The sequence below is a fragment of the Cupriavidus sp. HMR-1 genome, assembly GCF_000319775.1.
Classification (GTDB): domain Bacteria; phylum Pseudomonadota; class Gammaproteobacteria; order Burkholderiales; family Burkholderiaceae; genus Cupriavidus; species Cupriavidus metallidurans.
Genome location: NZ_ANKP01000040.1, coordinates 1 through 24,988, shown reverse-complemented (window position 1 = coordinate 24,988; position 24,988 = coordinate 1). Strand labels below are relative to the sequence as shown.

Genomic DNA, 24,988 nt, shown 5'->3' with positions numbered 1-24,988 from the left:
TCCGCACTTTCCTCAACCGTTGTCTGTGAACCGGAGCCTTTGCGATGACCGCCCCCATCGACTTCTACTTCGATTTCTCCTCGCCCTATGGCTACTTCGCCAGCACGCGCATCGACGATATTGCCCAGAAGTACGGCCGCTATGTGATCTGGCATCCGATCCTGCTCGGCGTGGTGTTCAAGACAACCGGCTCGTCGCCGCTTCCCAGCATTCCGCTCAAGGGCGATTACTGCTGGCGCGATTTTGAGCGGACCTCGGAATTCAACCATATCGACTACAAGCGGCCCACGCATTTCCCACTGCCGACGCAACATGCAGCGCGCGCGATGCTATGGCTGCAGAACAACCACGGTGCGGATGTGGCCACGGCGTTTGCCAAGGCCGTGTATCGCGCGCTGTTTGTCGACGACATCAACATTGCCGAACCCGCCGAGCTGGCGAAGCTGGCCGAACCGCTCGGCGTCGACCCGATCGCCATGAATGAAGGCGCCAACAACTACCAGATCAAGGACCAGCTCAAGGCCGAGATCGACGTGGCGATGGCCAAGGGCGTGTTCGGCTCGCCGTTCGTGATCGTCGACGGCGAACCGTTCTGGGGCTTCGACCGCTTCGACCAGGTCGAGGCCTATCTGAAGAGCCGGCGGCAGACCGAACTGCGCGCCGTCGGCGGTAACGAACTCAACAAGGAAAAGAAACCCGCATGACCGCAGCAAACCAGGCCGCACGCTTCGATTGCGTGATTTTCGATTGTGACGGCGTGCTCGTCGATAGCGAACCGATCGTGCATCGCGTGCTCAATCGCGTGCTGAACGAGATTGGCATCGAGATCACGCTCGAGGAATCCATGAAGTGGTTCCTCGGACGGGCGGTGCGTGACGAGCTTGGCAATATCGAGGCGCGCCTGGGCAAGCCATTGCCCAGGAATTTCCTGTCCGAGTGGTTCGTGCGTCGCGACGCGGCGCTCATCGAGGAACTGGAAGCCGTGCCGCACGTCCGTCAGGCGATCGAAGCCATCAAGGCACGTGGCCTGCCGGTGTGCGTGGCGTCCGGCGCCGACCGCATCAAGGTCAAGCTGCAGTTGAACCACACGAAGCTGGTGGAACTGTTCACCGACGATGCCGCGCGCGAGCACATCTTCTCGGCCACCGAGGTGGAGCACAGCAAGCCCGCGCCCGATGTGTACCTGCTGGCCGCGCGCACGATGGGCGTCGATCCGTCGCGCTGCGCGGTGATCGAGGACAGTCCCACCGGCGCCACGGCGGGCGTCGCTGCCGGCATGACGGTGTTTGGCTACGCCGCGAGCACCAACGCCGACGCCTTGCGCGCGGTCGGCGTGACGACGATCTTCACTGACATGCGCCAGTTGCCGGGGCTGATCGGATGACGAACAAGCGTCGGGCCGGCGCAGGCCCGGCACCGTGCCCCTGCGGCAACGGCGCCTACGACACGTGCTGCGGCCGCTTCCATCGCGGCGAGGCATCGCCACCCACGGCGGAGGCGCTGATGCGGTCGCGTTACAGCGCCTATGTGCTGGGTGACGCGAGCTGGCTGCGCCAGACCTGGCACGCGTCGACCTGCCCGCAGGACCTCTCGGCCGATCCCGGCACGAACTGGCTCGGGCTGACCGTGAAGTCCCACGCGCAGCAGGACGCCACGCATGCCACAGTCGAGTTCGTCGCACGCTACAAGGTGGGTGGCCGCGCGCACCGGCTGCATGAGCTGAGCCGTTTTGTATTCGAGTCGCGTGAGCCGGGCGAAGCGTCGCGCTGGCTCTACGTGGATGGTGACCTGCACGAACCGGCCTGACCGGCGCTGCAATGCATCCTGGCGAATTGCGCCAGTAACGTTTTCTGAAGAAGGTTGGTTGTGAAGTCTCGTGTCGTCTCCTCCATCTGCGGCATCGCAGCCGCGCTCGCTGGCCTGATCTGGTGCGCGACGGCCATCGCTCAGGTGGCTCTGCCCGCGCATACGATCGAGCAGGTCGTGATGGTGCCGAAGGTCGGCGCGGAGGACACGGTGGACCTGGAAACGACGATCTTCCGGCCACCCGGCGAAGGACGCCGGCCGCTCGTGGTGATCAACCACGGCAAGACGCCGGGCAAACCGGCGTTTCAGCGGCGCGCGCGCTTTGCCGCGCAGACCGCCGAATTCGTGCGGCGCGGTTTCGTGGTGGCGCTGCCGATGCGGCAAGGCTTTTCGAAGTCTGGCGGCAAGTACGTCGGCGGAAGCTGCGATGTCGGCGCGAACGGCATGGCGCAGGCCGAGGATGTGATCGCCGCGCTCGATTACCTCGTGGAGCAGCCCTACGTGGACCCGACGCGCATCGTCGTCATTGGCCAGTCGTTTGGCGGCCTGTCGACCATGGCGCTGTCCACGATCGGCTATCCGGGCGTGGTCGGCGTGATCAACTTCGCCGGCGGGCTGCGCAATGAAAGCTGCAGCGGATGGGAAAACAACCTGGTCGATGTGTTCGGCGACTACGGCCGCGGCGCGCGCTATCCGTCGCTCTGGATCTATGGCGACAACGACCGCTTCTGGCCGTGGCCGTTGCCGGAGCGGATGTTCAACAGCTACAAGGCCAACGTGAGCGGCGCGGCAAAGGACACGCGCTTTGTCGACGTCGGCGAGTTCGATGGCGATTCGCACCAGCTTTTCAGCGACAGCGCGGGCATCGCCGTATGGCTGCCAGAGGTGGAAGCCTTCTTCCGCGACCACGGCCTGCCTTTCGACGTGCAGCCGCCGGAGTCCGAGCCCGTCACGCGTGGCGTGACCAGCAACCGGCGCCAGAAATCCTGAGTTGGCCGGATTCGACGGAATTCGGCCCCGTCCATTACACATCCGTTTCTCGGAGGAGACATGCAATTCACCACGCTTACGGTTACCGCTGAACGTCACGTCGCGACGGTCACGCTCAATCGGCCCGACGTCCGCAACGCATTCAACGAGACGGTCATCGCGGAACTGACCGGCGCGTTCCGTGCGCTTGGCGATACGCCCGACGTGCGTGCGATCGTGCTGGCGGGTAACGGCCCGGCCTTCTGTGCCGGCGCGGACCTGAACTGGATGAAGAAGATGGCCGGTTACTCGAATGACGAGAACCGCGCCGACGCGCTGACGCTGGCGCAGATGCTGCACACGATCTGGTCCTGCCCGAAGCCCGTGATCGCGCGTGTGCACGGCGATACCTATGCCGGTGGCGTGGGTCTGGTGGCGGCGTGCGATGTGGCGGTAGCGGCCGAGGGCGTGAACTTCTGCCTGTCCGAAGCGCGCCTGGGCCTGTTGCCGGCGACGATCAGCCCGTATGTGATTCGCGCGATGGGCGAACAGGCCGCGCGCCGCTACTTCATCACCGCCGAGCGGTTCGATGCGGCGGAAGCGCTGCGCATCGGCTTCGTCCATGCCACGGTGCCGGCAGCGGGGCTCGACGCCAAGGTGGCCGAACTGGCCGCGGCGCTGGTCGGCAACAGCCCGAATGCCGTGCGCGAAAGCAAGCGGCTGGTGCAGGACGTGGCCGGCCGCGCCATCGACAAGGACCTGCTGACCGATACCGCGGACCGGATCGCGGTCATCCGCGCGTCGGAGGAGGGCCGCGAAGGCGTGCGTTCGTTCCTGGAAAAGCGCGCGCCTGCGTGGAAGCCGCAGTAACGGCAATCGGGCGCCAGCCCTCTCGCGCTTGCGGGAGGGTGCGGCCCCGCCACATCGAGAGATTTTTTTTGTAGCGCGTTAGCCGATGTTATCGGCGCGTAGCAGGTAGCAGGGCGAAGTGCGCAGCACTGCGGGCGACAAGATCGTCCAACGTCTGTGAAATTGCACTCAACTGGCTGAGTGCGGCCGGTTTGCCAATCCGGCGGGGACCTTCCTACCATGAGCTTCCCACATCCGGCCGTGCGTGATGCGCGGGCGGACACTCATAGGAGAGTCCCTTTGACACATCCTGTCCTCGATTCCGGAGGCGGTGACACGTCGCTCGCGGCACGCAGCCAGCGCGCCGTGTGGCATCCGTGCACGCGCCTGCGTCCCGACGCCAGCGCCAACGAGCCGCCGCTCGCCATCGCACGTGGCGAAGGGCCCTGGCTGATCGACGCTGGCGACAAGCGCTACTTCGATGCCATCAGCTCCTGGTGGGTCAATCTGTTCGGCCATGCCAACCCGGCCATCAACGCCGCCATCGGCGAACAACTGCAGACACTGGAACACGTGATGCTGGCCGGCTGCACGCACGCACCGGCCGTGGAACTGGCCGAGCGGCTGACGGCGCTTACCGGTGGCGCGCTCGGCAACGCGTTCTATGCGTCTGATGGCGCCTCTGCCGTCGAGATCGCGCTCAAGATGAGCTTCCACTACTGGCGCAACACCGGCCTCACGGCCAAGCGCGAGTTTGTCTGTCTGCGCCATGGCTATCACGGCGAAACCGTGGGCGCACTGGCCGTGACCGACGTGGAGATCTTCCGCGATGCCTACGATCCGCTGACGCGCCGCGCCCACGTGGTGATGTCTCCCGATGCACGCCAGGCCGCGCGCGGTGAATCCGCCGCCGATGTGGCCACCCGGGCGCTGGCCGAACTCGAAGCACTGCTGCGCGAGCGTGCCGGCCAGATCGCGGCGCTGATCGTCGAGCCGCTGGTGCAGGGCGCGGCTGGCATGGCGATGTACGACCCGTCATATCTCGAAGGCGCGCGCGCGTTGTGCGATCGCTATCGCGTGCACCTGATCGCCGACGAGATCGCCGTGGGCTGTGGCCGCACCGGCACGTTCTTCGCCTGGGAGCAGGCACGCGGCGGCGACGCCGTGCCCGCGCATGCCTGGCCGGATTTCCTGTGTCTGTCGAAGGGCATTACCGGCGGCTACCTGCCGCTGTCGCTGGTGCTGTCGCGTCCCGAGATCCAGCGTGCGTTCGTGGCCGACGATATCGCGCGCAGCTTCCTGCATTCGCATTCGTACACGGGCAATCCGCTGGCCTGCCGGGCCGCGCTGGCCACGCTGGACCTGTTCGAATCCGAAGACGTGCTCGCCAGCAACCGCGAGCGCGCGCAATGGCTTGGCACGGCGATGGCCGGTATTGCCGCCGACCCGCGCGTCAGCCATGTGCGCCAGCGCGGCATGATCTGGGCCGCCGACATCGACCCGCAGGCAGCGGGGGCGAACTTTGCCGGACGTTTCCATCTGGCCGCGCGCGAACGCGGCGTGCTGGCGCGCCCGATCGGGCACACGCTCTACGTGATGCCGCCGTATGTTTTCGATGCCGGGCTGGCTAACTGGCTCGGTGAACAATTGCTGGACACGCTGCAGGCAGTGCTCGATCCGGCGGAGGAGGCACGCCATGTTGCTTGATCACCTGAAACGCGTGGCCGCGGAACGCGAAGCCCAGTCGCTGACGCGCCGTCGCCGCATTGCTCACACGGCCTGCGCGCCGCACCAGTCGGTGGGCGGGATCGACGCCACACCCACGCCGCTGCTCACGTTCTGCAGCAACGACTACCTGGGCCTGGCCAATCACGGCTCGATCGCGCACGCGCTGGCCGAAGGCGCGCATCGCTACGGTGCGGGCAGCGGGGCATCGCACCTGGTCAGCGGGCATTCGCTGGCGCATGCGCAGCTCGAGCGCGAACTGGCGCGCTGGCTGGCGCCATACATCCCGCAGGCGCAGGCGCTGTATTTCTGCACCGGCTACATGGCGAACCTGGCGGTGCTGACGTCGCTCGGCGCGGCGGGTGCGACGCTGTTCTGCGAATCGCTCAACCATGCCTCGCTGATCGACGGCGCGCGTCTGGCGCGTGCCGATGTCCAGCGCTACCCACATGGTGATACCGGGGCGCTTGACGCGCTGCTGGCGGCCAGCACGACTGCCTTGAAGCTGATCGTGACCGATAGCGTCTTCAGCATGGATGGCGATATCGCACCGCTGGCGGCGCTGCTGGACGTCGCCGAACGCCATGATGCATGGATCATCGTCGACGACGCGCACGGCTTTGGCGTGCTCGGCGAGAACGGCCATGGCGTGTTCGAACACCTGGGCCTGCGTTCGGAGCGGCTGATCTACATTGGCACGCTCGGCAAGGCCGCTGGCGTGGCGGGCGCGTTCGTCGCCGCGCATGAGACGATCGTCGAACACCTGATCAACACGGCGCGCCCATACATCTACACCACGGCAGCACCGCCGGCGGTGGCCCACGCGCTGCTGACGAGTCTGGAAATCATCGCAGGCGAGGAGGGCCGCTCCCGCCGGGCGCATCTGACCGGGCTGATCGCGCAATTGCGCGCGGGGCTCGCGGTGCTGGCCGCTCAGGCGGGGTGGTCGCTCGGTGAGAGCGAGACCGCGATCCAGCCGCTCATCGTTGGCGACAATGCCGCCGCGCTGGCGCTGTCGGCCGCGCTCGAAGCCGAAGGCATTCGCGTTGGGGCGATTCGCCCGCCGACGGTGCCTGCCGGTACCGCGCGGCTGCGCATCACGCTGTCGGCATCGCACTCGGCAGCCGACGTGGCGCGGCTGCTCGAGACAATCGCGCGCGCCGTGCCTCAACTGCACAAGGAGGCCGCATGACCGGCGTCGCAGACCGGCCAGAACGCTTCGCCTGCTTTATCACCGGTACCGATACTGGCGTGGGCAAGACGCATGCGACCGCCACGCTGCTGCACGCGCTGCATGGCGCGGGTTACAGCACGGTGGGCATGAAGCCCATCGCCGCGGGCGGAGAATGGCTCGACGACCAGTGGCAGAACGACGACGTCGATCAGCTTCGCGCGGCCGGCTCGGTGATCGTGCCGCAGGAAGAGATGTGCCCGTTCTTCTTTCGCACGCCGGTATCGCCGCACCTGGCCGCCGCGCTGGAAGGCGCGCGCATTACGCCCGAGCCGATCCGCGATGCATTCGAGTCGTTGCGCCAGCACGCCGAGGCCGTGGTGGTCGAAGGTGTGGGCGGCTTCATCGTGCCGCTCGACATGGGCGCCGCGCGCTGGAACACGGCGGACCTGGCCGTGATGCTCGACCTGCCGGTGATCATGGTGGTCGGCATCCGCCTGGGTTGCCTCAGTCACGCCATGGTGACCGCCGAAGCGATTCGCGCGCGCGGCCTCAGGCTGGCAGGCTGGATCGCCAACCGTATCGACCCCGACATGCTGCTGCCGAGCGAGAACATCGTCACGCTGCAGGATGCGCTCGAAGTACCGCTGCTGGGCGAACTGCCGTGGCAGGTCGCGCCCGCCGTGGCAGCCCAGTACCTCGACCTCGCGCCGCTGCTATCGGCCGCGCCATCCGTTGTTCCCCATCACAGTGCCGCGACGCCTCGCGCGTGAAGTGGCCAAGCCGAATCCACTACCGAACCCCATACCGATCATGACGCAACAAGCCAACCAGACCGTCGCCACCATTTCCGCCGAAGCCCTGCGCCAGTCGGCCCGCAATATCGCGGCCGCCGCGCCGAAGGAGGGCGATGCATGGCGTGTCGACGATGTCGCCGCACTGTTCGCACTGCCGTTCAACGACCTGCTGTTCCGCGCCCAGCAAGTGCATCGCGAGCACTTCGATGCCAACACCGTGCAGCTTTCCACGCTGCTGTCGATCAAGACCGGTGGTTGCGAGGAGGACTGCGGCTACTGCCCGCAGAGCGCCCACCACGATGCGGGCGTGAAGGCCGAGAAGTTGATGGACCTGGAAGCCGTGCTCGACGCCGCCAAGGCGGCCAAGGCCAACGGCGCCACGCGCTTCTGCATGGGCGCGGCATGGCGCGAGCCGAAGGAACGCCACCTTGAGCCCGTGATCGACATGGTGCGCGAGGTCAAGGCGATGGGCCTGGAAACCTGCGTGACGCTGGGGATGCTCAAGGCCGAACAGGCGCAGCGTCTGAAGGACGCTGGCCTCGACTACTACAACCACAACCTCGATACCTCGCCCGAGTTCTACGGCAAGATCATCACCACGCGTACGTACCAGGATCGCCTGGACACCATCGGCCATGTGCGCGAAGCCGGCATCAACGTCTGCTGTGGCGGCATCGTTGGCATGGGCGAAGCCCGTGAGGCGCGTGCCGGCCTGATCGCACAACTGGCCAATATGGACCCGTACCCGGAGTCGGTGCCCATCAACAACCTGGTGCAGGTGGAAGGCACGCCGCTGGCGGGTACCGAGGCGCTGGACCCGTTCGAGTTTGTCCGCACGATCGCGGTGGCCCGTATCACGATGCCGCGCGCGATGGTGCGCCTGTCCGCCGGTCGCGAGGCCATGGATGAGGCGCTGCAGGCACTGTGCTTTATGGCGGGCGCGAACTCGATCTTCTACGGCGAGAAGCTGCTGACCACCGGCAATCCCCAGGCTGACCGTGACCGTGCGCTGCTGGCGCGTCTGGATATCCGCGCCGAAGGCTACGCGGGGTAAGCCGTCCTGGCACCTGTTTCCCACAACGTGGGAAACAGGTGTCTCCCATCGATCCGCCATGCGGAACGCGCTTCCGCAATCCAACCGCTGACCCGCGACCTCTGCCAAAATACTTCATCCCATCCCCCAAAAAGAAAACTGGAGTCGAGATGAAGTTGCAGCTGTACGTGCCGGATGGCCGCTATGCCCCGTGGATCGATGGTTTTGCCGAAGTACTGCCGGAAGCGCAGTGCGTGACCTGGGAAGACAGCCAGGGCCAGTCCGTGGACTACGCAGTGGTGTGGCGTCCGCCGGTGGAAATGCTGAGCGGCCGTACCGATCTCAAGGCCATCTTCAATCTCGGCGCCGGTGTGGACGGCATCCTGAAGCTGAATGCCCAGCATCCCGACGCCCTGCCGGCCGGCGTGCCGATCGTCCGGCTCGATGACGCCGGCATGGCGGCCCAGATGGCCGAGTACGTCACGGCCGCCGCGCTGCGTTACTTCCGCCGGCTCGATGTGTACGACGCGCAGGAACGCGCCGGCACGTGGAAATTCCAGAAACCGCATCGTCGTGCCGATTTCACGATCGGCGTGATGGGCGTTGGCACGCTCGGTGCCCATATCGCCCGCACGCTGGCTGGCTTCGGCTTCCCGGTGCGCGGATGGAGCCGCTCGCCGAAGGCGGTGGACGGCGTGCAATCGTTCCACGGTGAAGACGGGCAGGCCGCCTTCCTTGATGGCTTGTGCGTGCTGGTCAACGTGTTGCCGCTGACGCCCGAGACCCAGGACATTATCGACACGGGCCTGCTGCATCGCCTGGCGCACGGCGCCTACCTGATCAATGTGGCGCGTGGCCAGCACCTCGTGGAAGAGGATCTGCTCGCCGCCGTGCGTGAAGGACAGATCGCGGGTGCCACGCTTGACGTGTTCCGCACAGAGCCGCTGCCTGCCGATCATCCATACTGGCAGGAGCCGCGCATCACGATCACACCGCATATCTCGGCGCTGACGCTGCGCGAGGACAGCATTGCGCAGATCGCCGGCAAGATTCGCCTGCTTGAGTCGGGCAAGCCGATCGCCGGCGTGGTGGACCTGCAGCGCGGCTACTAGACCGCGACGCGCCCAGACAAAGGAGACACGATCCATGAGCGAGAGCCCCACGCTTCCCGATGCCGCGCAACGCGTGGCCGATCTGTTGGTCGGCATCGGCCACGACCGCCCCGTGGTGATGCTGCCGGCCACCGGCAAGACCTCGGCGGAAGCGGCTGCCGGTCTGGGCTGCACCGTGGCCGAGATCGCGAAGTCCATCATCTTCCGCCGTGTGGAAGACGATGTGCCGGTGCTGGTGATCGCCAGCGGCAGCAATCGCGTTGACGAGGCCAAGGTGGCGGCGCGCGTGGGCGCGCTGGGCAAGGCCGACGCCAAGTTCGTGCGCGAGAAGACCGGCTACGCGATTGGCGGTGTCTGCCCGATCGGGCACGCCGTCGCGCCCGTGATGTTGCTCGATCAGGACCTGTTCCAGTACGACAGCGTGTGGGCGGCCGCGGGACATCCGCATGCCGTCTTCAACCTGACGCCGCAACAGCTTCAGGCGATGACCGGGGCGGAAGTCGCGGACGTGGCCCAGGTGACTTCGGCATGACCGCCGCGCAACGCCGTCTGCTGGCCGATCTGGTACGTGGCGCTGCCGCGGCACAGATCGTCGCGCCGGTGCCGTCGCCCTGCCGAAACGTCTGCAAGATGGACGCGGCCAGTGGCTATTGCGAAGGCTGCCTGCGCACGATTCCGGAGATCGCGGGTTGGTCGAAGGCCGATGACGAGGAACGCCGCCGCATCTGGGCACTGCTGCCCGCGCGCGTGCCGCGTCTGTGCGCCGCGGGGAGCGAAGCATGAGCACGCCTCCGCTGCTGCCATCGACGATGCGCGTGTTCGAGCGCGGCTGGCTATCGGCAAACAACATCCTGTTCATTGACGATGCCGCCGGGGAGTCGGCGCTCGTCGATACGGGCTACGTCACACACGCAGCGCAGACCGAGGCGCTCGTGGCGGCGGCGCTCGATGGCCGGCCGCTGACCCATATCATCAACACGCATCTGCACTCCGACCATTGCGGTGGCAACGCGGCATTGCAGGCACGCTGGCAACCCCGCACGGCGATCCCGGCGGCGGAGGCCGCGGCGGTCGCGTCCTGGGACCATGTCGCGCTGTCGTTCGATGCCACGGGCCAGCAGTGCGCACGCTTCGGCTTCGATGCTGTGCTGCAGGATGGAGACCGTCTGCGGCTCGGCGGAATCGATTGGGACGTGGTGGCTGCTCCAGGCCATGATCCACACGCAGTGATGCTGTTCGCGCCGTCGCACGGCATTCTGATTTCAGGCGATGCGCTCTGGGAACGCGGCTTCGGCGTAATCTTTCCGGAGCTCGATGGCGAAAGCGGCTTCGTCGAGCAGGCCGCCGTGCTCGACCGCATCGCGGCGCTTGATGCGCGCATCGTGATCCCCGGACACGGGCGGCCGTTTGACGATGCGAAAGGCGCCATCTCGCACGCCAGAAGCCGGCTCGACTACCTGCAAGCCGACGGCGCGCGCAATGCCATCCACGCCGTGCGCGTGCTTGTGAAATTCAAGCTGCTGGAACTGCAGACGGTTTCGCGCGAGGCGCTGTTCGCATGGATGCGCGACACACCGCTGATGCAGCGCATTCACGCGCGCTTCATGGCGGCGCAATCCATCGAGGATGTGTTCGACCAGACGTTGCGCGCGCTGGCCAAGGCGGGTGCGCTGACGACCGAAGGCGATCAGGTCCGCAACCAGGACTGAGAATGCAGCCGCTGCGGGGCAAGGACTTCCTGTTGCGACCGTTCCGCGCCAGCGACGTGGACCCGTTCGTTGCCGCCGTGCGGGAGTCGATGGGCACCGTGGGCGCGTGGATGCCATGGGCCCACCCGGACTACAACACGCTCGATGCGCAGGAGTGGTTCGCGCGCTGCGCGACGTGCATGGACGAGGGCACCGCGTATGACGTCGGCGTGTTCTCGGCCGACGGGCGCACGCTGTACGGTGGCGTGGCCATCAACCAGATCCGTCGCGAGGACAACCTTGGCAATCTCGGCTACTGGATTCGCCAGAGCCATCAGCGGCAGGGCCTGGCGTCGGGCGCGGCAACGATGATGGCTTGCCACGGATTCCACGCGCTGGGCCTCACGCGGATCGAGATCGTGGCAGCCGAGACCAACCTCGCAAGCCGCGGCGTCGCCGAGAAGATCGGTGCAGCGTTCGAATGCATCGCCCGCAACCGCCTGATCCTGGGCGGCCGGCCCGTGGCGGCCGCCGTGTATTCGCTCGTGCCCGAGTCATTTGATTTCAGCCGATAGCCGTCGTTAGGCGCGCCCCTCCCCCGTGAGAGGGAGAGGGGCGTTTCCAGATCGTCAGAACATCGTCCGCATTCCGATCTTGACGCTGCGACCCGGCAGCGGCGCGATGTCGCGCAGGATCGACGTGGCGCTGCGGGCTTCCGTATTGGTCAGGTTGTCGCCGCGGAGGTAGAACAGCGTCTGGGTACCCGACACCTTGAGCTTGTATGTCAGCGATACGCCCAGCATCGTGTATGCGTCGGTCGGCGTGTCGCCGGTCGGCACGCGGGTCTGGCGCGCGTTCCAGTCCACATTGATGCGCGCGCCCCACGGGCCGGCCGCATAGACCAGCGATCCACCCAGGCGCAGCGGTGCCAGTCGCGGCAGCGGCTCGCCGTTGTTGCGGTTTTCGCCATGCACGTAGTCGGCGCGGGCCTCGAAGTCGAGGGTGTCGCCGGTGGTCAGCATCTTCTGCAGCAGGCGTGTCTTGCCTTCCGCCTCGAAGCCATACAGCGTGGCCGGCACGCCCGCGTATTGCAGGACAGGCAGCGCGCCGTCGCTGCCGGCCGTCACCACATTGCCTTCGGCATCGCGGAACGTGCCCGTGTTCAGCAGCGCAAGGTAGTTCTGGAAGCGGCTGTAGTAGCCCGACACGCTGCCGCTATGATCCCCTTGCTTGAAGCGCATGCCGAGGTCGATCGACGTAGCGCGTTCCTTGTTCGCATTCGGGTCGCCGATTTCGTAGGCGTTGGTGGCCAGGTGCGGACCGTTGGCGTACAGCTCGTAGAACGTTGGCGCGCGCTCGGTGTACGACAGGTTCGACGTGACGGTCCAGATCGGATTGAGCTTGTACAGCAGCCCGGCCGACGCGCTGCCCGCGTTGAAGCTGCGGTTGTCGTCGGTGAAGCGATCGTTGCCGTTGGCGCTGGCCTTGACGCTGCTGTGGTCGATGCGGCCGCCAAGGTTGAGCTTGAGATCACCCGACGAAATCAGCGGCAGTTCCTCGAAGACGAAGAGCGCGGCGTTGTCGGTGGTGGTGCTCGGGACGAAGGCTTCCTCCCCCAGCGCCGAGAAATCGGAATGGCCGAACTGCGTGCCGATCACGCCGCTCATGTTCCCGATCTTGCCGTGCGTGGCCTCGATGCGCGTATCCCAGCCACGGTTCTTGAACGTCGTGCCGGTCACGCCGTTTTCGAGTTCGCGGTGTTCGTAGTCGGTGTAGTTGAAGCTGCCCTTCACCGATTCGATGATGCCGTTGGTATTGCCGGCCAGATTGCGTGCCTCGCCCGCCAGGCCGATGCGGTCCTGTCGCATCTTGATCCGGGCGTCGGCCTCAGCCGGGGTGCCGTAATCGTTGCGGTAGGTCGAGTAGTTGGCGCCGAGGAAACCGTCCGCCCAGGTGTAGGAGCCGCCCATCGAGCCGCCTTCCTGATGGGAGCTCGTATTCGGCAGCGTGCCGTAGGCCTCGCTCTCTCCTGCGGGCAGCGGCTGCGTGGCGCGCAGGTTGGCGCTGCGCGCGAATCCGGGGATGCGCAGGTCGCTGGTCTGGCGGACAAAGGCGTCGGCGTGCACGGCGAAAGTGCCATTGCCCGCTTCCAGCAGGCCGCTGGCGTTGCGCCCCTTATCACCACCGATCGTGCCACTGACATCGGCCGCGCCGGATACCCCGGTGACGGGGTCGCGCGGGATGCGGTTGTCGATCACATTGACCACGCCGCCCAGTGCATTGCCGCCGTACATCAGCGCCGCGGGGCCGCGCACCACTTCCACTTTCTCGGCAACCAGCGGGTCGATCGGCACCGCGTGGTCATAGGACAGCGACGATGCGTCGAGCGTGGAGCCGCCGCTCTGCAGCAACTTGATGCGGTCGCCATCGAGGCCGCGGATGGAAGGACGGCTCGCGTTCGGACCGAAGTAGGTGGAGGTGACGCCGGGCATGCCGTTCAGCGTCTCGCCAAGCGTGCTGGTCTGGCGCACGGTCAGCGCGTCGCCACCTAGCGTGGAGACGGGCGCGACCATCTCGTTCAGGTCGCTGCCGAGCGGATTGGCCGTGACCACCACTTCCTTCAGCGTTTGCGGTTGCGTTTGCGGCGCGGCCGGCGCTGCTGCTGCGGCGTTGTCCTGGGCCATCGCGTGCGAGGCAACGCCGGAAGTGACGATCAGGGCGGCAAGCGCCGCCAGCGGGGTGCGACGCACCGCCGGAATACGGGTGTTGTTCGAGAACATGGCTCGCGATTTTCGTTTTCGTTCATGCGTGCGCGGTGCTGCGCGGGCGAGATGCCCGGCACCGCGCCGTGAGGCAGGCGCGAGCGCGCGGCAAGATACCGCGCTCCCGGCCAATCAGGCGAAAGCGAATGCGGCCGGTGGGGCGCGCGAGCGGAATGGTTGCGCGGACGGCAGGTCCGGCCAGCGCCAGGCCAGGTTGGCCGGCTTGACCGGCTTGCCGAAGGCGAGCAGCGGCAGATGGAAGCTGCCGACGTGAATGTCGGCCACGGTTGCGCCGTCGAACAGCACGCAGGAGTGAAGGCCGAGCTTCAGGGAAAACGGTTCGGTGTGCGTTGCATCGTCGGACGTCACCGTCACCGTCACCGTCAGCGCCGGCTGCGAGGCGTTGGGCAGGCCACCATGCAACACGCGGTGGACCAGACCCGCGTGCTGGGCGAGCAGCAGGCAAGCGACCAGCCACAGCACGGCCCAGAGGCTCGGGCCGCGCGCGCGCAAGCGAGGGAGGGTGCAGGGCTCAGTGCGCATGTCCGCAATCGCACGGCCCGTCGCCATGATCGTGGTCGTGGCCGTGATCATGGTCGTGGTCGTCATCGAACGCGTTACCCCAGTCGGGGAACGGATCGGGGTAGGCCGCCCACGCCTCGGGGCCGGCGGCCATTTCGTCGTCGGTCAGCAGGCACGCATCGAGTTGCGCTTCGAGCGCGTGCGCGTCGAGATCCAGGCCGATCAGCACCAGTTCCTGGCGACGGTCGCCGTACTCTGCGGGCAGGCCGTCCTCGATCAGGTCGGCCTCGATGGCGGCGCGTGCCGGACCTTCGGGCGGCCACTCCTCGGCGTCGATCGCTGCCCACCATGCACCGGCGGCGCCGGGACGGCACACGCCGCCTGCCTGGCTCCAGTCGCCGGCGATGTCCATGCGGCTGGCGAGCCAGAACAGGCCTTTCGAACGCAGCACGTCGCCATGCTCGCGCATCCATTCGGTATGGATCAGGTCCGCGAAACGCTGCGGGTGAAACGGGCGGCGCCGGCGGTAGACCAGCGTCGACACGCCGGCGGCATCGGGCACCGTATCGCCCTGCAGCGCGGCTTGCCAGCCGGCGGCGTTGGGTGTGGCGTCGATGTCGAAGCGTCCGGTGCCCAGCACGCGCGCGGCGGGCACCTGGCCGTGGCTCGCATCGACGATGTCGGCGCGCGGATTGAGCGCATGGAGCATCACGTGCAGGCGCCCAAGCTGGCCGGCATCGACGAGGTCGATCTTGTTGACGACGAGGACGTCGCATACCTCGACCTGGTCGATCAGCACGTCGACGACCGTGCGGTCGTCGTCATCGTGCGCGGCCAGCCCGCGGGCCGACAGGAAGTCGGCGTCGTGGTAGTCCTGCAGGAAGCGGCTGGCGTCGATCACCGTGACCAGCGTGTCGAGGTGCGCCACGCTGGTGGTCTCGCCGTGCTCGTCCTCGAAGGCGAAGCCCTCGGCCAGGCCCAGCGGTTCATCGGTGGCGCCGGCTTCGATCACCACATGGTCGTACTGGCCGGTCTGGGCCAGCCGTTCGACTTCGGCAAGCAGGTCGCCATGGCTGTCGACCACGGCCACGCGCGCGCCGGCCTGGGCTTCCAGGTGGCGCAGCACGGTGGTCTTGCCGGCGCCGGTAAAACCGGACAGCACGGTGACGGGCAGACGAACGGCCATGATGATCGATGTTGATGCAACAAAGTTGCGACTGTAGCAGAAAGCCTGTCCCGGGGACAGGCGGTCATTCTGAAATCATTCTGCAATGGTAGTGTCGCAATCGTTACACCATCAAGGCAAATACGACTCCGGAAAAGAAAAAGCGGCCCGGATCACCGGGCCGCCGAGTTTTCCGCCTCTCGAAGGATCGAATCAGTCCCCGAACAGCTTTTGGCGCAGTTCGCGGCGCTGTTGCGCTTCCAGCGACAGCGTGGCGGTCGGACGGGCCAGCAGGCGCGGCACGCCGATCGGCTCGCCTGTTTCCTCGCACCAGCCATAGTCGCCGGATTCGATGCGCTGCAGCGATTGCTCGACCTTCTTCAGCAGCTTGCGCTCGCGGTCGCGCGTGCGCAGTTCCAGGGCGTGTTCTTCCTCGATCGTGGCGCGGTCGGCCGGATCCGGCACGATGACCGTTTCGCGCAGGTGTTCCGTCGTCTGGTCCGCATTCTTGAGGATTTCGTCGCGAAGCTGCTCAAGGCGATTTTTGAAGAAGGCGAGTTGCGCCTCGTTCATGTAATCCTTGTCGCTCATCTTCAGGATTTCAGCTTCAGTCAGAAGTTTGTTGCTGCTCATGGTCCCTGCTGATTCTCTTGTTGATGCGACCGGCGGCGTCGTCGTCCGCTCGGGTGCAGTGGCCGTCCGCTTGCGCGGGGCGGCTGTTTCACTCTGGCTGGCTGCAGTCTTGCTGCTTCGCGTGCCTCCCTTGGCCTCGCCCGCATCGGCGTGCGCCGCCGTACTGCCGCGAGGAGCTGGCGTCGCCTTTGCAGGCGCTGCCTTGCGCGTCTCCACCGCAGCGCTACCAGTCTTGCTGCGGCTTTCCTTCGTCTTTGTTGCGGCTGTCATGGGGACACCTCTCTACGCGTCGAAGAGTGACGGCGCATTGTCGAGGCGACCCCAGGCGGAGGGCGGTCTCCGCACAAAGCCCACGACCGCGCCTGCTGGCGGCCCCGCCTCATGCTGACGACGACTGCCGCCCTGCGGATACGGATGCGGCCAAAACGTGCGCCGTCCGTATCAAATCCGGCCTATTGTACTTGAACAACTTTCCGGTAGATATGGGAGAAAACCGGACAAAAGCCACGAGTTTTCCCTGTACCCCCTTTCGGGAGGGATTATCGGGCCGGATTTACGCAGGTGTCTGATGATGCACTAAACGCAAAGTCAGGCGAGGCAGGCCGTCAGTCCCTTCAGAATTGCATCACGTGGCAGGTCCACGCCAATGAAGACCATCTTCGTGCACGGTTGTTCATCTTCCCACTTGGCGCCGATATCGCTGCCCATGAGCTGGTGCACGCCCTGGAACACCACCTTGCGGTCCACGCCTTCCATATAGAGCACGCCCTTGTAGCGCAGCAGCTTCTCGCCATACACGGACAGGATGCCTGACAGGAATTCCTCGAGCTTGCCGTAATGGAACGGCTTGTCGCTGCGGAAGACGAACGACGCGATCCGGTCGGTGTGGTGGTGATGGTGGTGGTGGTCGTGCGCGTGGCCGTGCCCATGATCGTGGCCATGTTCATGGCCGTGGTCGTGACCGCAATCGGCGCCGCAGTGTTCGCCGTGCTCGTGGTCATGGTCATGTTCGTGCTCGTCGGCGCGCAGGAAATCGGGGTCGATCTCGAGCTTTTCGTTCAGGTTGAAGCCGCGCAGGTCGAAGATCAGGTCGATCGGCGCTTCGCCGAAGTGCGCGGCGTTGATCGGCGCGCGCGGGTTCATGTGCAGCAGGCGATGACGCAGATCCGCCACCTCGGCTTCGCCCACCAGGTCGGCCTTGGTGATGAAGATCGCGTCGGCAAAGCCCACCTGGCGCTGTGCTTCTTCCTGCTTGTCGAGCTGCAGGTTGGCGTGCTTGGCATCGACCAGCGTGATCACGGCGTCCAGCAGGTAGCGTGAGGCGATTTCCTCGTCCATGAAGAACGTCTGCGCCACCGGGCCCGGATTGGCCACGCCCGTGGTTTCGATCACCACGCGATCGAACGCGATCTTGCCCTCATCGCGCTGGGTGACCAGATCGGAAAGCGCCTGCACCAGATCGCCGCGGATCGTGCAGCAAATGCAGCCGTTGCTCATCTGCACGATCTGCTCGCGGCCGTCCTGCACCAGGATCTCGTTGTCGATGTTTTCTTCGCCGAACTCGTTTTCGATCACGGCGATCTTCATGCCGTGCTGCTCGTTGAGAATACGCTTGAGTAGCGTGGTCTTGCCGCTGCCGAGGAAGCCGGTAAGGATCGTGACCGGAATCAGTTTGGACATGTTGTTGTACTCCGAGAAAAGGGCTCGCCGTCTAAAGGTGTCTGGGTGTGTCAGTGCGCGGATGCGTCGCCGTGCGATCGGCCGCATTCGGCGCAGATGCCGTTGACCGTCAGTTCCACATGTTCGATCGCAAATCCGTTGGGTACCCGGGGGGCCACGGATTTCCCGGCCGACTCCAGGCAGAACGTGCGATCGCAGCGTGTGCAGTGAAAGTGGCTGTGCTGTCGATGGACTTCAGCGCGCGCCGCTTCGTGCTCCACAAGCGAGAAGCGGAACACGCGGTCGCTGCCGGCGCGTTTCTGTGCCAGGCCCTGGTCCACCAGCCAGTCCAGCACGCGGTACACGGTCACGCGGTCCACGTCGCCTTCGGCCGGCAGGTGATCGATCACGGCCTGGTGGGTGAGTGGCTCGGGTGCTTCGATCAGGCAGGCCAGAATTGCCAGGCGCGGTTGCGTCACACGTGCGCCAAGCTGGCGCAGACGCAATTGCGCCGCGGCCAGCGGATCTCCGGGCATGACTGCGTCATCGGACGCAGCCGCATGTGGGGTGGTGCGTGTCATGCGAAGGATTTAACCATAGGCCCCTACCCGATGCAATTCAGTTGCACCAGCAGGGTCTTCGAGACGGCGGTGCGCCGGGATTCCGCCTATGATCGGCACAAAGCGCCAAAAAAGGCGCCCGGAGACAAAGTCATGCAGAACGATGCCAGTGCGTTGCTGTTTCCCAATTTCGAGTGGTTCCGGCTGAAGGTGGACGAGGTGGAGATCGCTGGCGTGCGTGGTGGCTCCGGCCCGCCGCTGCTGTTGCTGCACGGGTTTCCGCAAAGCCACCTGATCTGGCACAAGGTGGCCCCGGCGCTGGCCGACCGCTTCACGGTGATTGCCACCGACCTGCGCGGATATGGCAGCAGCAGCGCGCCACCGGCCAGCCCTGGGCACGAGGCCTACAGCAAGCGCGAGATGGCGCGGGACCAGGTGGAGGTCATGCGCCAGCTCGGTTTTTCCCGTTTCGCGCTGTGCGCCCACGACCGTGGCGCGCGTGTGGCGCATCGGCTCTGCATCGACCACCCCGAGGCGGTCAGCCGCGCGATGCTGCTCGATATTGCGCCGACGCTGGCGATGTACGAGGCCACCAGCATGGCCTTTGCCGCCGCCTACTGGCACTGGTTCTTCCTGATTCAGCCGGCGCCGTTTCCGGAAACCTTGATCAACGCCGAGCCCGCGTTCTTCATCGACAAGCTGCTGGGCTTGCGCCACGCCGGCCCGAGCCCATTCGCCCCCGATGCGATGGCTGCGTATGTCGCCGCGATGCAGGACCCGGCGCGCGTCCATGCGATGTGCGAGGACTATCGCGCCGCCGCTACCATCGATCTGGACCACGACCGCGCCGACCGCGAGGCCGGGCGCAAGCTGGCCATGCCCGTACGCGTGCTATGGGGCGAACACGGCGTGGTGGCGCGCTGCTTCGAGCCGCTGGCGCTCTGGCAGGCCCTGGGCGACGCAGTCAGCGGCGCGACGTTGCCGTGTGGCCACTATGTTCCGGAAGAGGTGCCCGAGCCGCTGCTTGAGGAAATGCTCGAATTCTTCCGCTAGATGATAGTGGATCACATTCTCACGGGTTAGCCCCTATACCTCGCAATTGTCCGGGGTTGCTAACATCCACCTCCGGCTCCGCCTGTCGGCGGGGTTCGCTGCCGCTTATCACCACTTACATAGATAGATGCCGATGGTCATCGTGGCGATTCCACCCGGATCGCCACGTTCGGGCGTGCCATGAAGACTGGCCTGCCCGGCGGCATACGCGGCATTGGTACGGGGTATAGAGGGAATCAGGAGAGACGTATATGAAACGAGTTGCATTGAAATTCGCGGCCGTGCTGGCTGTTGCCGGCGTGGGCGTTTTCTCGGGAGCGCAGGCGGAGGAATATCCGGCCGGCAAGCCTGTGCAGGCGGTAGTGCCGTTTGCTGCTGGCGGCCCGACCGACAAGGTCGCGCGTGAACTGACGATGGTGATGTCCAAGCACCTGGGCACCACGATCGTGATCGAAAACCTGGGTGGCGCTGGCGGCACGATCGGCGCGAAGAAGGTGGCTCAGTCCAAGGGTGACGGCTACACGATCCTGATTCACCACATCGGCATGTCCACCGCCCCGGCGCTGTACCGCAACCTGGGCTTCGATCCGCTCAAGGACTTCGAGATGGTCGGCGAGATCGCCGACGTGCCGATGGTGTTGGTGGGTAACAAGCAACTGCCGCCGGCCAGCTTCAAGGAACTGGTGCCGTACATCAAGGCCAATTCCAGCAAGCTGTCGCTGGCCAACGCCGGTATCGGCTCGGCCTCGCACCTGTGCGGCCTGCTGTTCCAGAGCGCAATCCAGACCGAACTGACCACCGTGCCGTACAAGGGTACTGCTCCGGCACTGACCGACATCCTCGGCGGCCAGGTGAACCTGATGTGCGACCAGACCACCAACATCGCCGGCCAGCTCAAGGCGGGCGCGCTCAAGCCGTACGCGGCAATGCAGCCGCGTCGCGTGGAAGCGTTCAAGGACATCCCGACCGCCGCGGAGCAGGGCCTGCCGGGTGTGGAAGTGAAGATCTGGCACGCGATGTACGCGCCGAAGGGCACGCCGAAGCCGGTGATCGACAAGCTGTCGGCCGCGCTGCAGAAGTCGGTGGCCGACCCGAACTTCCGCGCCAAGATGGCTGAACTCGGTGCCGAGGCCGTGCCGGCCCAGCGCGCCACGCCGGATTCGCTGCGCCCGTTCCTGGCGTCGGAAATCAACAAGTGGACGCCGGTGATCAAGAAGGCGGGTGTCTACGCGGACTGATCGGCAATCGCTGCTCCGTGCCGCAAAGGCCACGCGTATCGCGTGGCCTTTTTTATTGTCCGTCCCGTCCGCAGATAGGGATGGCGGCGGGAAAACGGGCGATTTCCTATATTGGAGAACCGTATCGGCGCCGGGCTCTTGAAAGCGGCTGAGCCGACGCCACCTACGCGGCTGACACCTATCACGGAAGGCACCATGGAACAGTATCACGGCACCACCATCGTCAGCGTCCGCCGCGGCAATCAGGTCGCACTGGGCGGTGACGGCCAGGTCACGCTGGGCAATATCGTGATGAAGGGCACCGCGCGCAAGGTACGCCGCATCTACAACGGCAAGGTGCTGGTCGGGTTTGCCGGCAGCACGGCCGATGCTTTCTCACTGCTCGACCGCTTCGAAGCCAAGCTCGAGAAGTACCAGGGCAACCTGACCCGCGCCGCGGTGGATCTCGCCAAGGACTGGCGCTCGGATCGCGCGCTGCGCCGCCTGGAAGCCATGCTGATCACGGCAGACAAGGACACCACGCTGGTCATCACTGGCAACGGTGATGTGCTCGACCCCGAAGGCGGCATCGCCGCGATCGGCTCGGGTGGCGCCTACGCGCAGTCCGCGGCCAAGGCACTCGTGGAGAACACGGAGCTGCCGCCGAAGGACGTGGTCGAGAAGGCCCTGACCATCGCGGGCGAGCTCTGCATCTACACGAACACCAATTTCGTTATCGAAACCCTCGACTGACGCGCTGAACGGATTCCCATGTCGCACACCATGACCCCGTCGGAAATCGTTTCCGAACTCGACAAGCACATCATCGGCCAGAACAAGGCCAAGAAGGCCGTGGCCGTGGCGCTGCGCAACCGCTGGCGCCGCCAGCAGGTGGCAGAGCCGCTGCGCCAGGAAATCACGCCGAAGAACATCCTGATGATCGGGCCGACTGGCGTCGGCAAGACCGAGATCGCGCGCCGTCTGGCCAAGCTGGCCGATGCGCCGTTCATCAAGATCGAGGCAACCAAGTTCACTGAAGTCGGCTACGTCGGCCGCGACGTGGACACGATCGTGCGAGACCTGGCCGAAATGGCCGTCAAGCAGACGCGCGAATCGGAAATGAAGAAGGTGCGCACCAAGGCCGAGGAAGCCGCCGAGGACCGCCTGCTGGACGTGCTGCTGCCGCCGCCGCGCGACATCGGCTTTGCCCAGCACGAGGAGAAGGACTCGAACACGCGCCAGGTCTTCCGCAAGAAACTGCGCGAGGGCGAGCTCGACGAGAAGGACATCGAGCTCGAGGTCTCCGCCGGGATGCCGAACATGGACATCATGGGTCCCCCGGGCATGGAAGACATGACCGAGCAGATCCGCTCGATGTTCGCGGGTCTGGGCCAGGGCAAGAAGGCGCGCCGCAAGATGAAGGTCAAGGACGCGTTCAAGCTGCTGATCGATGAAGAGGCCGCCAAGCTCGTCAATGAAGAAGAGCTCAAGCACAAGGCCATCGCTAACGTCGAACAGAACGGCATCGTGTTCCTGGACGAGATCGACAAGATCGCCAGCCGCAGCGAAGTGGGCGGCGGCGAAGTGTCGCGCCAGGGCGTGCAGCGAGATCTGCTGCCGCTGGTGGAAGGCACCACGGTGAACACGAAGTACGGGATGATCAAGACCGACCACATCCTGTTCATCGCGTCCGGCGCGTTCCATCTGTCGAAGCCCAGTGACCTGATTCCGGAACTGCAGGGTCGCTTCCCGATCCGCGTGGAACTGGAATCGCTGTCGGTGCAGGACTTCGAGGCCATCCTCACGCAGACCGATGCCAGCCTGACCAAGCAGTACCAGGCGCTGCTGAAGACTGAGGAAGTGGAACTGCAGTTCTCGCCGGATGGCATCCGCCGCCTGGCCGAGATCGCGTTCTCAGTCAACGAGAAGGTCGAGAACATCGGCGCGCGTCGTCTGTACACAGTGATGGAGCGCCTGCTCGAGGATCTGTCGTTCCACGCAACGAAGTCGTCGGGGGAAACCGTGACAGTCGATGCGGCATACGTCGATGCGCGCCTGGGTGACCTGGCGGGCAACGAGGATCTGTCGCGCTACGTGCTGTAACGCGGGCCGAAGCCTGAAAGTAAAAGAGCCGGGTGACCGGCTCTTTTCGCTTGGGGTGGCGTCGGACGCCCGGTTGCTCAGTGCGAGTGCGCGTGGCCGCCGGCAGCTGGCAACACCTCAAGCTCCGCTGCCGGGGTCTTCAGGTCCCGGGTGGTCTGGCCATCGGCGGGAATCTGGGTCCACTCGGACTTGCCGCTCTCGCATTCCTGCAGCACCGGGAAGTAGAGCTTGCCGCCCTGTTCGGGCAGCTTCATCAGCATGCGGAATTCGTCGAAGTGTTCGTCGGCGAGCGTGTTGCCAAACCACCGGATCGTATGCACGTCCTCGTCGATGGTCTTGCCGTGCGAGGTATAGGGCTTGGCGAGCTTCGCCCGTTTGATCTCGAGTTGCCAGCCCGGCTTCGGTTGCGGATGCACGCCCTGCACGCCATCCGGGATCGTCACCGTAACCGCGCGCGTTGCGCTGCCGTTGCAGCCATGGCCGACCAGCAGCGTGCCTTTGTAGTAGCTGCCCGCGGGCGCCTGCTTCTGCTCGAAAACGATATGGGCCGAAGCCATGGGGGCGGCAACGATAAGCAACGATGCCAGCAGGGTGCGGATGTTCATGGGAAAAGTCAGGATGGCGAGCCGTGATAGCGCGTCAGTCTAGCGCCAAAGCACCCTTGCGCCGTGCGACCTGGTGACGCAGCACATGGCGTGAGGCCGTTCACGTCCTCGGCTGAGCGTTGATGTCAGCGCGATGTATTGCCTCTGCTCACGCCGGTAAGGTTGGTAAGCATTGGTAAGCACACTGGCGCGGTTCTATTGGGAAATGAGACCCTTGCGCATCTTGATGGTCCTGGGAGTCTGCCCATGTCGCAGAACATTTCGCGAACCCCCTTTTTCCATCGCAATCAGGTGCGCAAGCGCCGAGTGGCGATGGCCACTGTTGGCGTTATGGCCGGCATTACCGCGGCAACGTTGTTCCTGTGTGTCCGTCCGACGATGGCGCAGCAGGGTGTCGCCGCATTGCCGGTGACAGATTCGGCCCACGCCGACCAGCCTGAACGTCGCGCCATGCACGAAGGTCAGGCCGCGGTGGCGGCCCTGGCGATGGCGTCCGGCGCGATGGTGACGCTGGCCGATCGCCATGCGACCGATGCCGTGCGCATTGCCGATGCGTCTGCGTCGGCGGATGCCGACGATCTTGGTTGGGACTACGTCCAGTTGCGCCTGTAAGCCAGTGCGATGGCTGCGCGGCTGGCGCGAGCCGGCCGGATTCAGCGTGAAACCGGCCGCTTGCCCAGCTTGCGCTGCAAGGTGCGCCGATGCATGTTCAGCGCGCGCGCCGTGGCCGAGATATTGCCCCCATGCTCGGTGAGCACACGTTGAATATGCTCCCATTCGAGCCGTGCCACCGATAGCGGCACCGGTTCCTCCAGCGCGGCCTCGGCCGCATCCTCGGAAACACCCGCCATCAGCGCGGTCAGGATCGAGTCGACATTGGCCGGCTTGGCCAGATACTCGTCAGCCCCTTGTTTGACCGCGGCCACGGCCGTGGCGATGCTTGCGTAGCCGGTCAGCACCAGGATGCGCGCATCGGGCAACGCCGCGCGCAGCGGCGCCACCAGATGCAATCCCGATTCCGACGCTGACGTGCCGCCCGACTCCGGCGGCGGTCCAAGATGCAGATCCAGCGTGACGTAGGCGAATGGTGTCCTGCCGGCCAGGGCCAGCGCTTCGGCGCCGTTATGGGCGACCTGCACAGCATAGCCGCGGCGCGTGAGGGCGCGGGCCAGGGTGCCGGAAAATACTTCGTCGTCATCGATGACGAGGAAGGGCATGGCGTCGTTGGAGGCGGTGACGTCGGTCATCACGGTTGGAAGTCGGGTTGTGCGGCGATGGCGCGTTCGGATGCGGCCGTGAGCGGAAGGCGAAGTTCGAGCACCGTGCCCCCCGCCGGATTGTCATGCCACGAGATCTGGCCACCGAGCTGGCGCGCGGCGCTCTGCGCGAGGTACAGGCCGATGCCCTGGCCACCGTGGGCGCTGGCCACCGGCGATTCGCCCAGCCTTGCGCGTAGCCCCGGCGGAAGCCCGTGGCCGTGATCGGTGACGCGGTACACCAGCGCATCCGCCTCGCGCGCGATGTCCAGCTGCAGCGGCGGCCCCTGGCGATGGTCGTGC

Annotated in this window: 28 protein-coding genes; 19 read left to right on the top strand and 9 right to left on the bottom strand. The window is 65.7% G+C overall.

What is annotated here, in order from left to right; all coding sequences use genetic code 11:
- Positions 1-44: 44 nt before the first annotated feature.
- The 14 genes from D769_RS05500 to D769_RS05435 all read left to right on the top strand — a co-directional run bounded on the left by D769_RS05500 (position 45) and on the right by D769_RS05435 (position 11,725).
- Positions 45-704: a 2-hydroxychromene-2-carboxylate isomerase gene (locus D769_RS05500; protein ID WP_008642872.1), complete on the top strand. Its 660-nt coding sequence runs from the start codon at positions 45-47 to the stop codon at positions 702-704.
- On the top strand, positions 701-1,384 hold the full coding sequence (locus D769_RS05495; protein ID WP_008642870.1) for an HAD family phosphatase: 684 nt from the start codon (positions 701-703) through the stop codon (positions 1,382-1,384). The genes D769_RS05500 and D769_RS05495 overlap by 4 nt, the downstream gene beginning before the upstream one ends.
- The gene (locus D769_RS05490) at positions 1,381-1,806 is read left to right on the top strand and encodes a YchJ family protein (RefSeq protein WP_008642869.1); all 426 of its coding nucleotides are present in this window, start codon (positions 1,381-1,383) and stop codon (positions 1,804-1,806) included. The genes D769_RS05495 and D769_RS05490 overlap by 4 nt, the downstream gene beginning before the upstream one ends.
- A gap of 60 nt (positions 1,807-1,866) precedes the next feature.
- Positions 1,867-2,796: a prolyl oligopeptidase family serine peptidase gene (locus D769_RS05485; protein WP_008642867.1), complete on the top strand. Its 930-nt coding sequence runs from the start codon at positions 1,867-1,869 to the stop codon at positions 2,794-2,796.
- 60 nt (positions 2,797-2,856) lie between these two features.
- Positions 2,857-3,645, top strand: coding sequence for an enoyl-CoA hydratase/isomerase family protein (locus D769_RS05480; protein WP_008642865.1), 789 nt, complete (start codon positions 2,857-2,859; stop codon positions 3,643-3,645).
- A 219-nt stretch (positions 3,646-3,864) separates the two neighbouring features.
- Positions 3,865-5,331 (top strand): adenosylmethionine--8-amino-7-oxononanoate transaminase, encoded by a 1,467-nt coding sequence (gene bioA, locus D769_RS05475; protein ID WP_040010896.1) that lies wholly within the window; start codon positions 3,865-3,867, stop codon positions 5,329-5,331.
- Positions 5,321-6,541, top strand: a complete 1,221-nt coding sequence (gene bioF / locus D769_RS05470; RefSeq protein WP_008642861.1) for an 8-amino-7-oxononanoate synthase — start codon at positions 5,321-5,323, stop codon at positions 6,539-6,541. The genes bioA and bioF overlap by 11 nt, the downstream gene beginning before the upstream one ends.
- Positions 6,538-7,293, top strand: a complete 756-nt coding sequence (bioD, locus tag D769_RS05465; protein WP_008642859.1) for a dethiobiotin synthase — start codon at positions 6,538-6,540, stop codon at positions 7,291-7,293. Before bioF ends, bioD begins: the two co-directional genes overlap by 4 nt.
- 40 nt (positions 7,294-7,333) lie before the next feature.
- Positions 7,334-8,371 (top strand): biotin synthase BioB, encoded by a 1,038-nt coding sequence (bioB, locus tag D769_RS05460; protein WP_008642857.1) that lies wholly within the window; start codon positions 7,334-7,336, stop codon positions 8,369-8,371.
- A 149-nt stretch (positions 8,372-8,520) separates the two neighbouring features.
- Entirely contained in the window at positions 8,521-9,462 is a 942-nt protein-coding gene (locus D769_RS05455) for a glyoxylate/hydroxypyruvate reductase A (RefSeq protein ID WP_008642856.1), read from the top strand.
- A gap of 34 nt (positions 9,463-9,496) precedes the next feature.
- Entirely contained in the window at positions 9,497-9,994 is a 498-nt protein-coding gene (locus D769_RS05450) for a YbaK/EbsC family protein (protein ID WP_008642855.1), read from the top strand.
- The gene (locus tag D769_RS05445; RefSeq protein ID WP_008642854.1) at positions 9,991-10,245 is read left to right on the top strand and encodes a DUF1289 domain-containing protein; all 255 of its coding nucleotides are present in this window, start codon (positions 9,991-9,993) and stop codon (positions 10,243-10,245) included. Before D769_RS05450 ends, D769_RS05445 begins: the two co-directional genes overlap by 4 nt.
- Positions 10,242-11,171: an MBL fold metallo-hydrolase gene (locus tag D769_RS05440; RefSeq protein WP_008642852.1), complete on the top strand. Its 930-nt coding sequence runs from the start codon at positions 10,242-10,244 to the stop codon at positions 11,169-11,171. Before D769_RS05445 ends, D769_RS05440 begins: the two co-directional genes overlap by 4 nt.
- 2 nt (positions 11,172-11,173) lie before the next feature.
- Positions 11,174-11,725, top strand: a complete 552-nt coding sequence (locus D769_RS05435) for a GNAT family N-acetyltransferase (RefSeq protein WP_008642850.1) — start codon at positions 11,174-11,176, stop codon at positions 11,723-11,725.
- Positions 11,726-11,779: 54 nt separating this feature from the next.
- Here D769_RS05435 and D769_RS05430 read toward each other — a convergent pair whose 3' ends face one another.
- The 6 genes from D769_RS05430 to D769_RS05405 all read right to left on the bottom strand — a co-directional run bounded on the left by D769_RS05430 (position 11,780) and on the right by D769_RS05405 (position 18,472).
- Positions 11,780-13,930 carry a TonB-dependent receptor gene (locus D769_RS05430; protein ID WP_008642848.1) on the bottom strand — a complete coding sequence of 717 codons (2,151 nt, stop codon included), beginning with the start codon at positions 13,928-13,930 and terminating at the stop codon, positions 11,780-11,782.
- A 114-nt stretch (positions 13,931-14,044) separates the two neighbouring features.
- On the bottom strand, positions 14,045-14,455 hold the full coding sequence (locus D769_RS05425; RefSeq protein WP_040010898.1) for a hypothetical protein: 411 nt from the start codon (positions 14,453-14,455) through the stop codon (positions 14,045-14,047).
- Complete coding sequence (locus D769_RS05420) at positions 14,445-15,620, bottom strand: GTP-binding protein (protein ID WP_008642845.1); 1,176 nt, start codon at positions 15,618-15,620, stop codon at positions 14,445-14,447. Before D769_RS05420 ends, D769_RS05425 begins: the two co-directional genes overlap by 11 nt.
- A 192-nt stretch (positions 15,621-15,812) precedes the next feature.
- Entirely contained in the window at positions 15,813-16,232 is a 420-nt protein-coding gene (dksA, locus tag D769_RS05415; protein ID WP_008642844.1) for an RNA polymerase-binding protein DksA, read from the bottom strand.
- A gap of 588 nt (positions 16,233-16,820) precedes the next feature.
- Positions 16,821-17,912 (bottom strand): GTP-binding protein, encoded by a 1,092-nt coding sequence (locus D769_RS05410; protein ID WP_008642843.1) that lies wholly within the window; start codon positions 17,910-17,912, stop codon positions 16,821-16,823.
- A 50-nt stretch (positions 17,913-17,962) separates the two neighbouring features.
- Positions 17,963-18,472: a Fur family transcriptional regulator gene (locus D769_RS05405; RefSeq protein WP_040010895.1), complete on the bottom strand. Its 510-nt coding sequence runs from the start codon at positions 18,470-18,472 to the stop codon at positions 17,963-17,965.
- 132 nt (positions 18,473-18,604) lie between these two features.
- Here D769_RS05405 and D769_RS05400 point away from each other — a divergent pair, with 132 nt between their 5' ends.
- The 4 genes from D769_RS05400 (at position 18,605) to hslU (ending at position 22,824) form a co-directional block, all read left to right on the top strand.
- The gene (locus D769_RS05400) at positions 18,605-19,504 is read left to right on the top strand and encodes an alpha/beta hydrolase (protein WP_008642841.1); all 900 of its coding nucleotides are present in this window, start codon (positions 18,605-18,607) and stop codon (positions 19,502-19,504) included.
- Positions 19,505-19,755: 251 nt separating this feature from the next.
- Positions 19,756-20,742, top strand: coding sequence for a tripartite tricarboxylate transporter substrate-binding protein (locus D769_RS05395; RefSeq protein WP_008642839.1), 987 nt, complete (start codon positions 19,756-19,758; stop codon positions 20,740-20,742).
- Between the two features lie 195 nt (positions 20,743-20,937).
- The gene (gene hslV / locus D769_RS05390; RefSeq protein ID WP_008642837.1) at positions 20,938-21,474 is read left to right on the top strand and encodes an ATP-dependent protease subunit HslV; all 537 of its coding nucleotides are present in this window, start codon (positions 20,938-20,940) and stop codon (positions 21,472-21,474) included.
- A gap of 18 nt (positions 21,475-21,492) precedes the next feature.
- Positions 21,493-22,824 (top strand): ATP-dependent protease ATPase subunit HslU, encoded by a 1,332-nt coding sequence (gene hslU / locus D769_RS05385; protein WP_008642835.1) that lies wholly within the window; start codon positions 21,493-21,495, stop codon positions 22,822-22,824.
- A gap of 77 nt (positions 22,825-22,901) precedes the next feature.
- On the opposite strand, the gene D769_RS05380 is transcribed toward hslU, so the two are convergent.
- A complete protein-coding gene (locus tag D769_RS05380; RefSeq protein WP_008642833.1) occupies positions 22,902-23,429 on the bottom strand; it encodes a YcnI family protein in 528 nt (175 codons plus the stop codon).
- A gap of 246 nt (positions 23,430-23,675) precedes the next feature.
- On the opposite strand from D769_RS05380, the gene D769_RS05375 reads away from it, so the two are divergent.
- The gene (locus D769_RS05375; RefSeq protein ID WP_008642831.1) at positions 23,676-24,041 is read left to right on the top strand and encodes a hypothetical protein; all 366 of its coding nucleotides are present in this window, start codon (positions 23,676-23,678) and stop codon (positions 24,039-24,041) included.
- Between the two features lie 41 nt (positions 24,042-24,082).
- Here the strand turns inward: D769_RS05375 and D769_RS05370 are convergent, their stop codons facing one another.
- Complete coding sequence (locus tag D769_RS05370; RefSeq protein ID WP_008642829.1) at positions 24,083-24,676, bottom strand: response regulator transcription factor; 594 nt, start codon at positions 24,674-24,676, stop codon at positions 24,083-24,085.
- A partial coding sequence (locus D769_RS05365) for an ATP-binding protein (protein ID WP_008642826.1) occupies positions 24,676-24,988 on the bottom strand: 313 nt, incomplete at its 5' end. The genes D769_RS05370 and D769_RS05365, both read right to left, overlap by 1 nt.

Coding starts and splice junctions, on each gene's coding strand:
- D769_RS05400 (WP_008642841.1), top strand. CDS start 18,605: ATGCAGAACGATGCCAGTGCGTTGCTGTTTCCCAATTTCGAGTGGTTC.
- D769_RS05480 (WP_008642865.1), top strand. CDS start 2,857: ATGCAATTCACCACGCTTACGGTTACCGCTGAACGTCACGTCGCGACG.
- D769_RS05500 (WP_008642872.1), top strand. CDS start 45: ATGACCGCCCCCATCGACTTCTACTTCGATTTCTCCTCGCCCTATGGC.
- D769_RS05425 (WP_040010898.1), bottom strand. CDS start 14,455: ATGCGCACTGAGCCCTGCACCCTCCCTCGCTTGCGCGCGCGCGGCCCG.
- D769_RS05370 (WP_008642829.1), bottom strand. CDS start 24,676: ATGACCGACGTCACCGCCTCCAACGACGCCATGCCCTTCCTCGTCATC.
- D769_RS05495 (WP_008642870.1), top strand. CDS start 701: ATGACCGCAGCAAACCAGGCCGCACGCTTCGATTGCGTGATTTTCGAT.
- dksA (WP_008642844.1), bottom strand. CDS start 16,232: ATGAGCAGCAACAAACTTCTGACTGAAGCTGAAATCCTGAAGATGAGC.
- hslU (WP_008642835.1), top strand. CDS start 21,493: ATGTCGCACACCATGACCCCGTCGGAAATCGTTTCCGAACTCGACAAG.
- hslV (WP_008642837.1), top strand. CDS start 20,938: ATGGAACAGTATCACGGCACCACCATCGTCAGCGTCCGCCGCGGCAAT.
- D769_RS05455 (WP_008642856.1), top strand. CDS start 8,521: ATGAAGTTGCAGCTGTACGTGCCGGATGGCCGCTATGCCCCGTGGATC.
- D769_RS05440 (WP_008642852.1), top strand. CDS start 10,242: ATGAGCACGCCTCCGCTGCTGCCATCGACGATGCGCGTGTTCGAGCGC.
- D769_RS05420 (WP_008642845.1), bottom strand. CDS start 15,620: ATGGCCGTTCGTCTGCCCGTCACCGTGCTGTCCGGTTTTACCGGCGCC.
- D769_RS05405 (WP_040010895.1), bottom strand. CDS start 18,472: ATGACACGCACCACCCCACATGCGGCTGCGTCCGATGACGCAGTCATG.
- D769_RS05380 (WP_008642833.1), bottom strand. CDS start 23,429: ATGAACATCCGCACCCTGCTGGCATCGTTGCTTATCGTTGCCGCCCCC.
- D769_RS05375 (WP_008642831.1), top strand. CDS start 23,676: ATGTCGCAGAACATTTCGCGAACCCCCTTTTTCCATCGCAATCAGGTG.
- bioD (WP_008642859.1), top strand. CDS start 6,538: ATGACCGGCGTCGCAGACCGGCCAGAACGCTTCGCCTGCTTTATCACC.
- D769_RS05410 (WP_008642843.1), bottom strand. CDS start 17,912: ATGTCCAAACTGATTCCGGTCACGATCCTTACCGGCTTCCTCGGCAGC.
- bioB (WP_008642857.1), top strand. CDS start 7,334: ATGACGCAACAAGCCAACCAGACCGTCGCCACCATTTCCGCCGAAGCC.
- bioF (WP_008642861.1), top strand. CDS start 5,321: ATGTTGCTTGATCACCTGAAACGCGTGGCCGCGGAACGCGAAGCCCAG.
- D769_RS05435 (WP_008642850.1), top strand. CDS start 11,174: ATGCAGCCGCTGCGGGGCAAGGACTTCCTGTTGCGACCGTTCCGCGCC.
- D769_RS05430 (WP_008642848.1), bottom strand. CDS start 13,930: ATGTTCTCGAACAACACCCGTATTCCGGCGGTGCGTCGCACCCCGCTG.
- D769_RS05445 (WP_008642854.1), top strand. CDS start 9,991: ATGACCGCCGCGCAACGCCGTCTGCTGGCCGATCTGGTACGTGGCGCT.
- bioA (WP_040010896.1), top strand. CDS start 3,865: ATGAGCTTCCCACATCCGGCCGTGCGTGATGCGCGGGCGGACACTCAT.
- D769_RS05450 (WP_008642855.1), top strand. CDS start 9,497: ATGAGCGAGAGCCCCACGCTTCCCGATGCCGCGCAACGCGTGGCCGAT.
- D769_RS05490 (WP_008642869.1), top strand. CDS start 1,381: ATGACGAACAAGCGTCGGGCCGGCGCAGGCCCGGCACCGTGCCCCTGC.
- D769_RS05395 (WP_008642839.1), top strand. CDS start 19,756: ATGAAACGAGTTGCATTGAAATTCGCGGCCGTGCTGGCTGTTGCCGGC.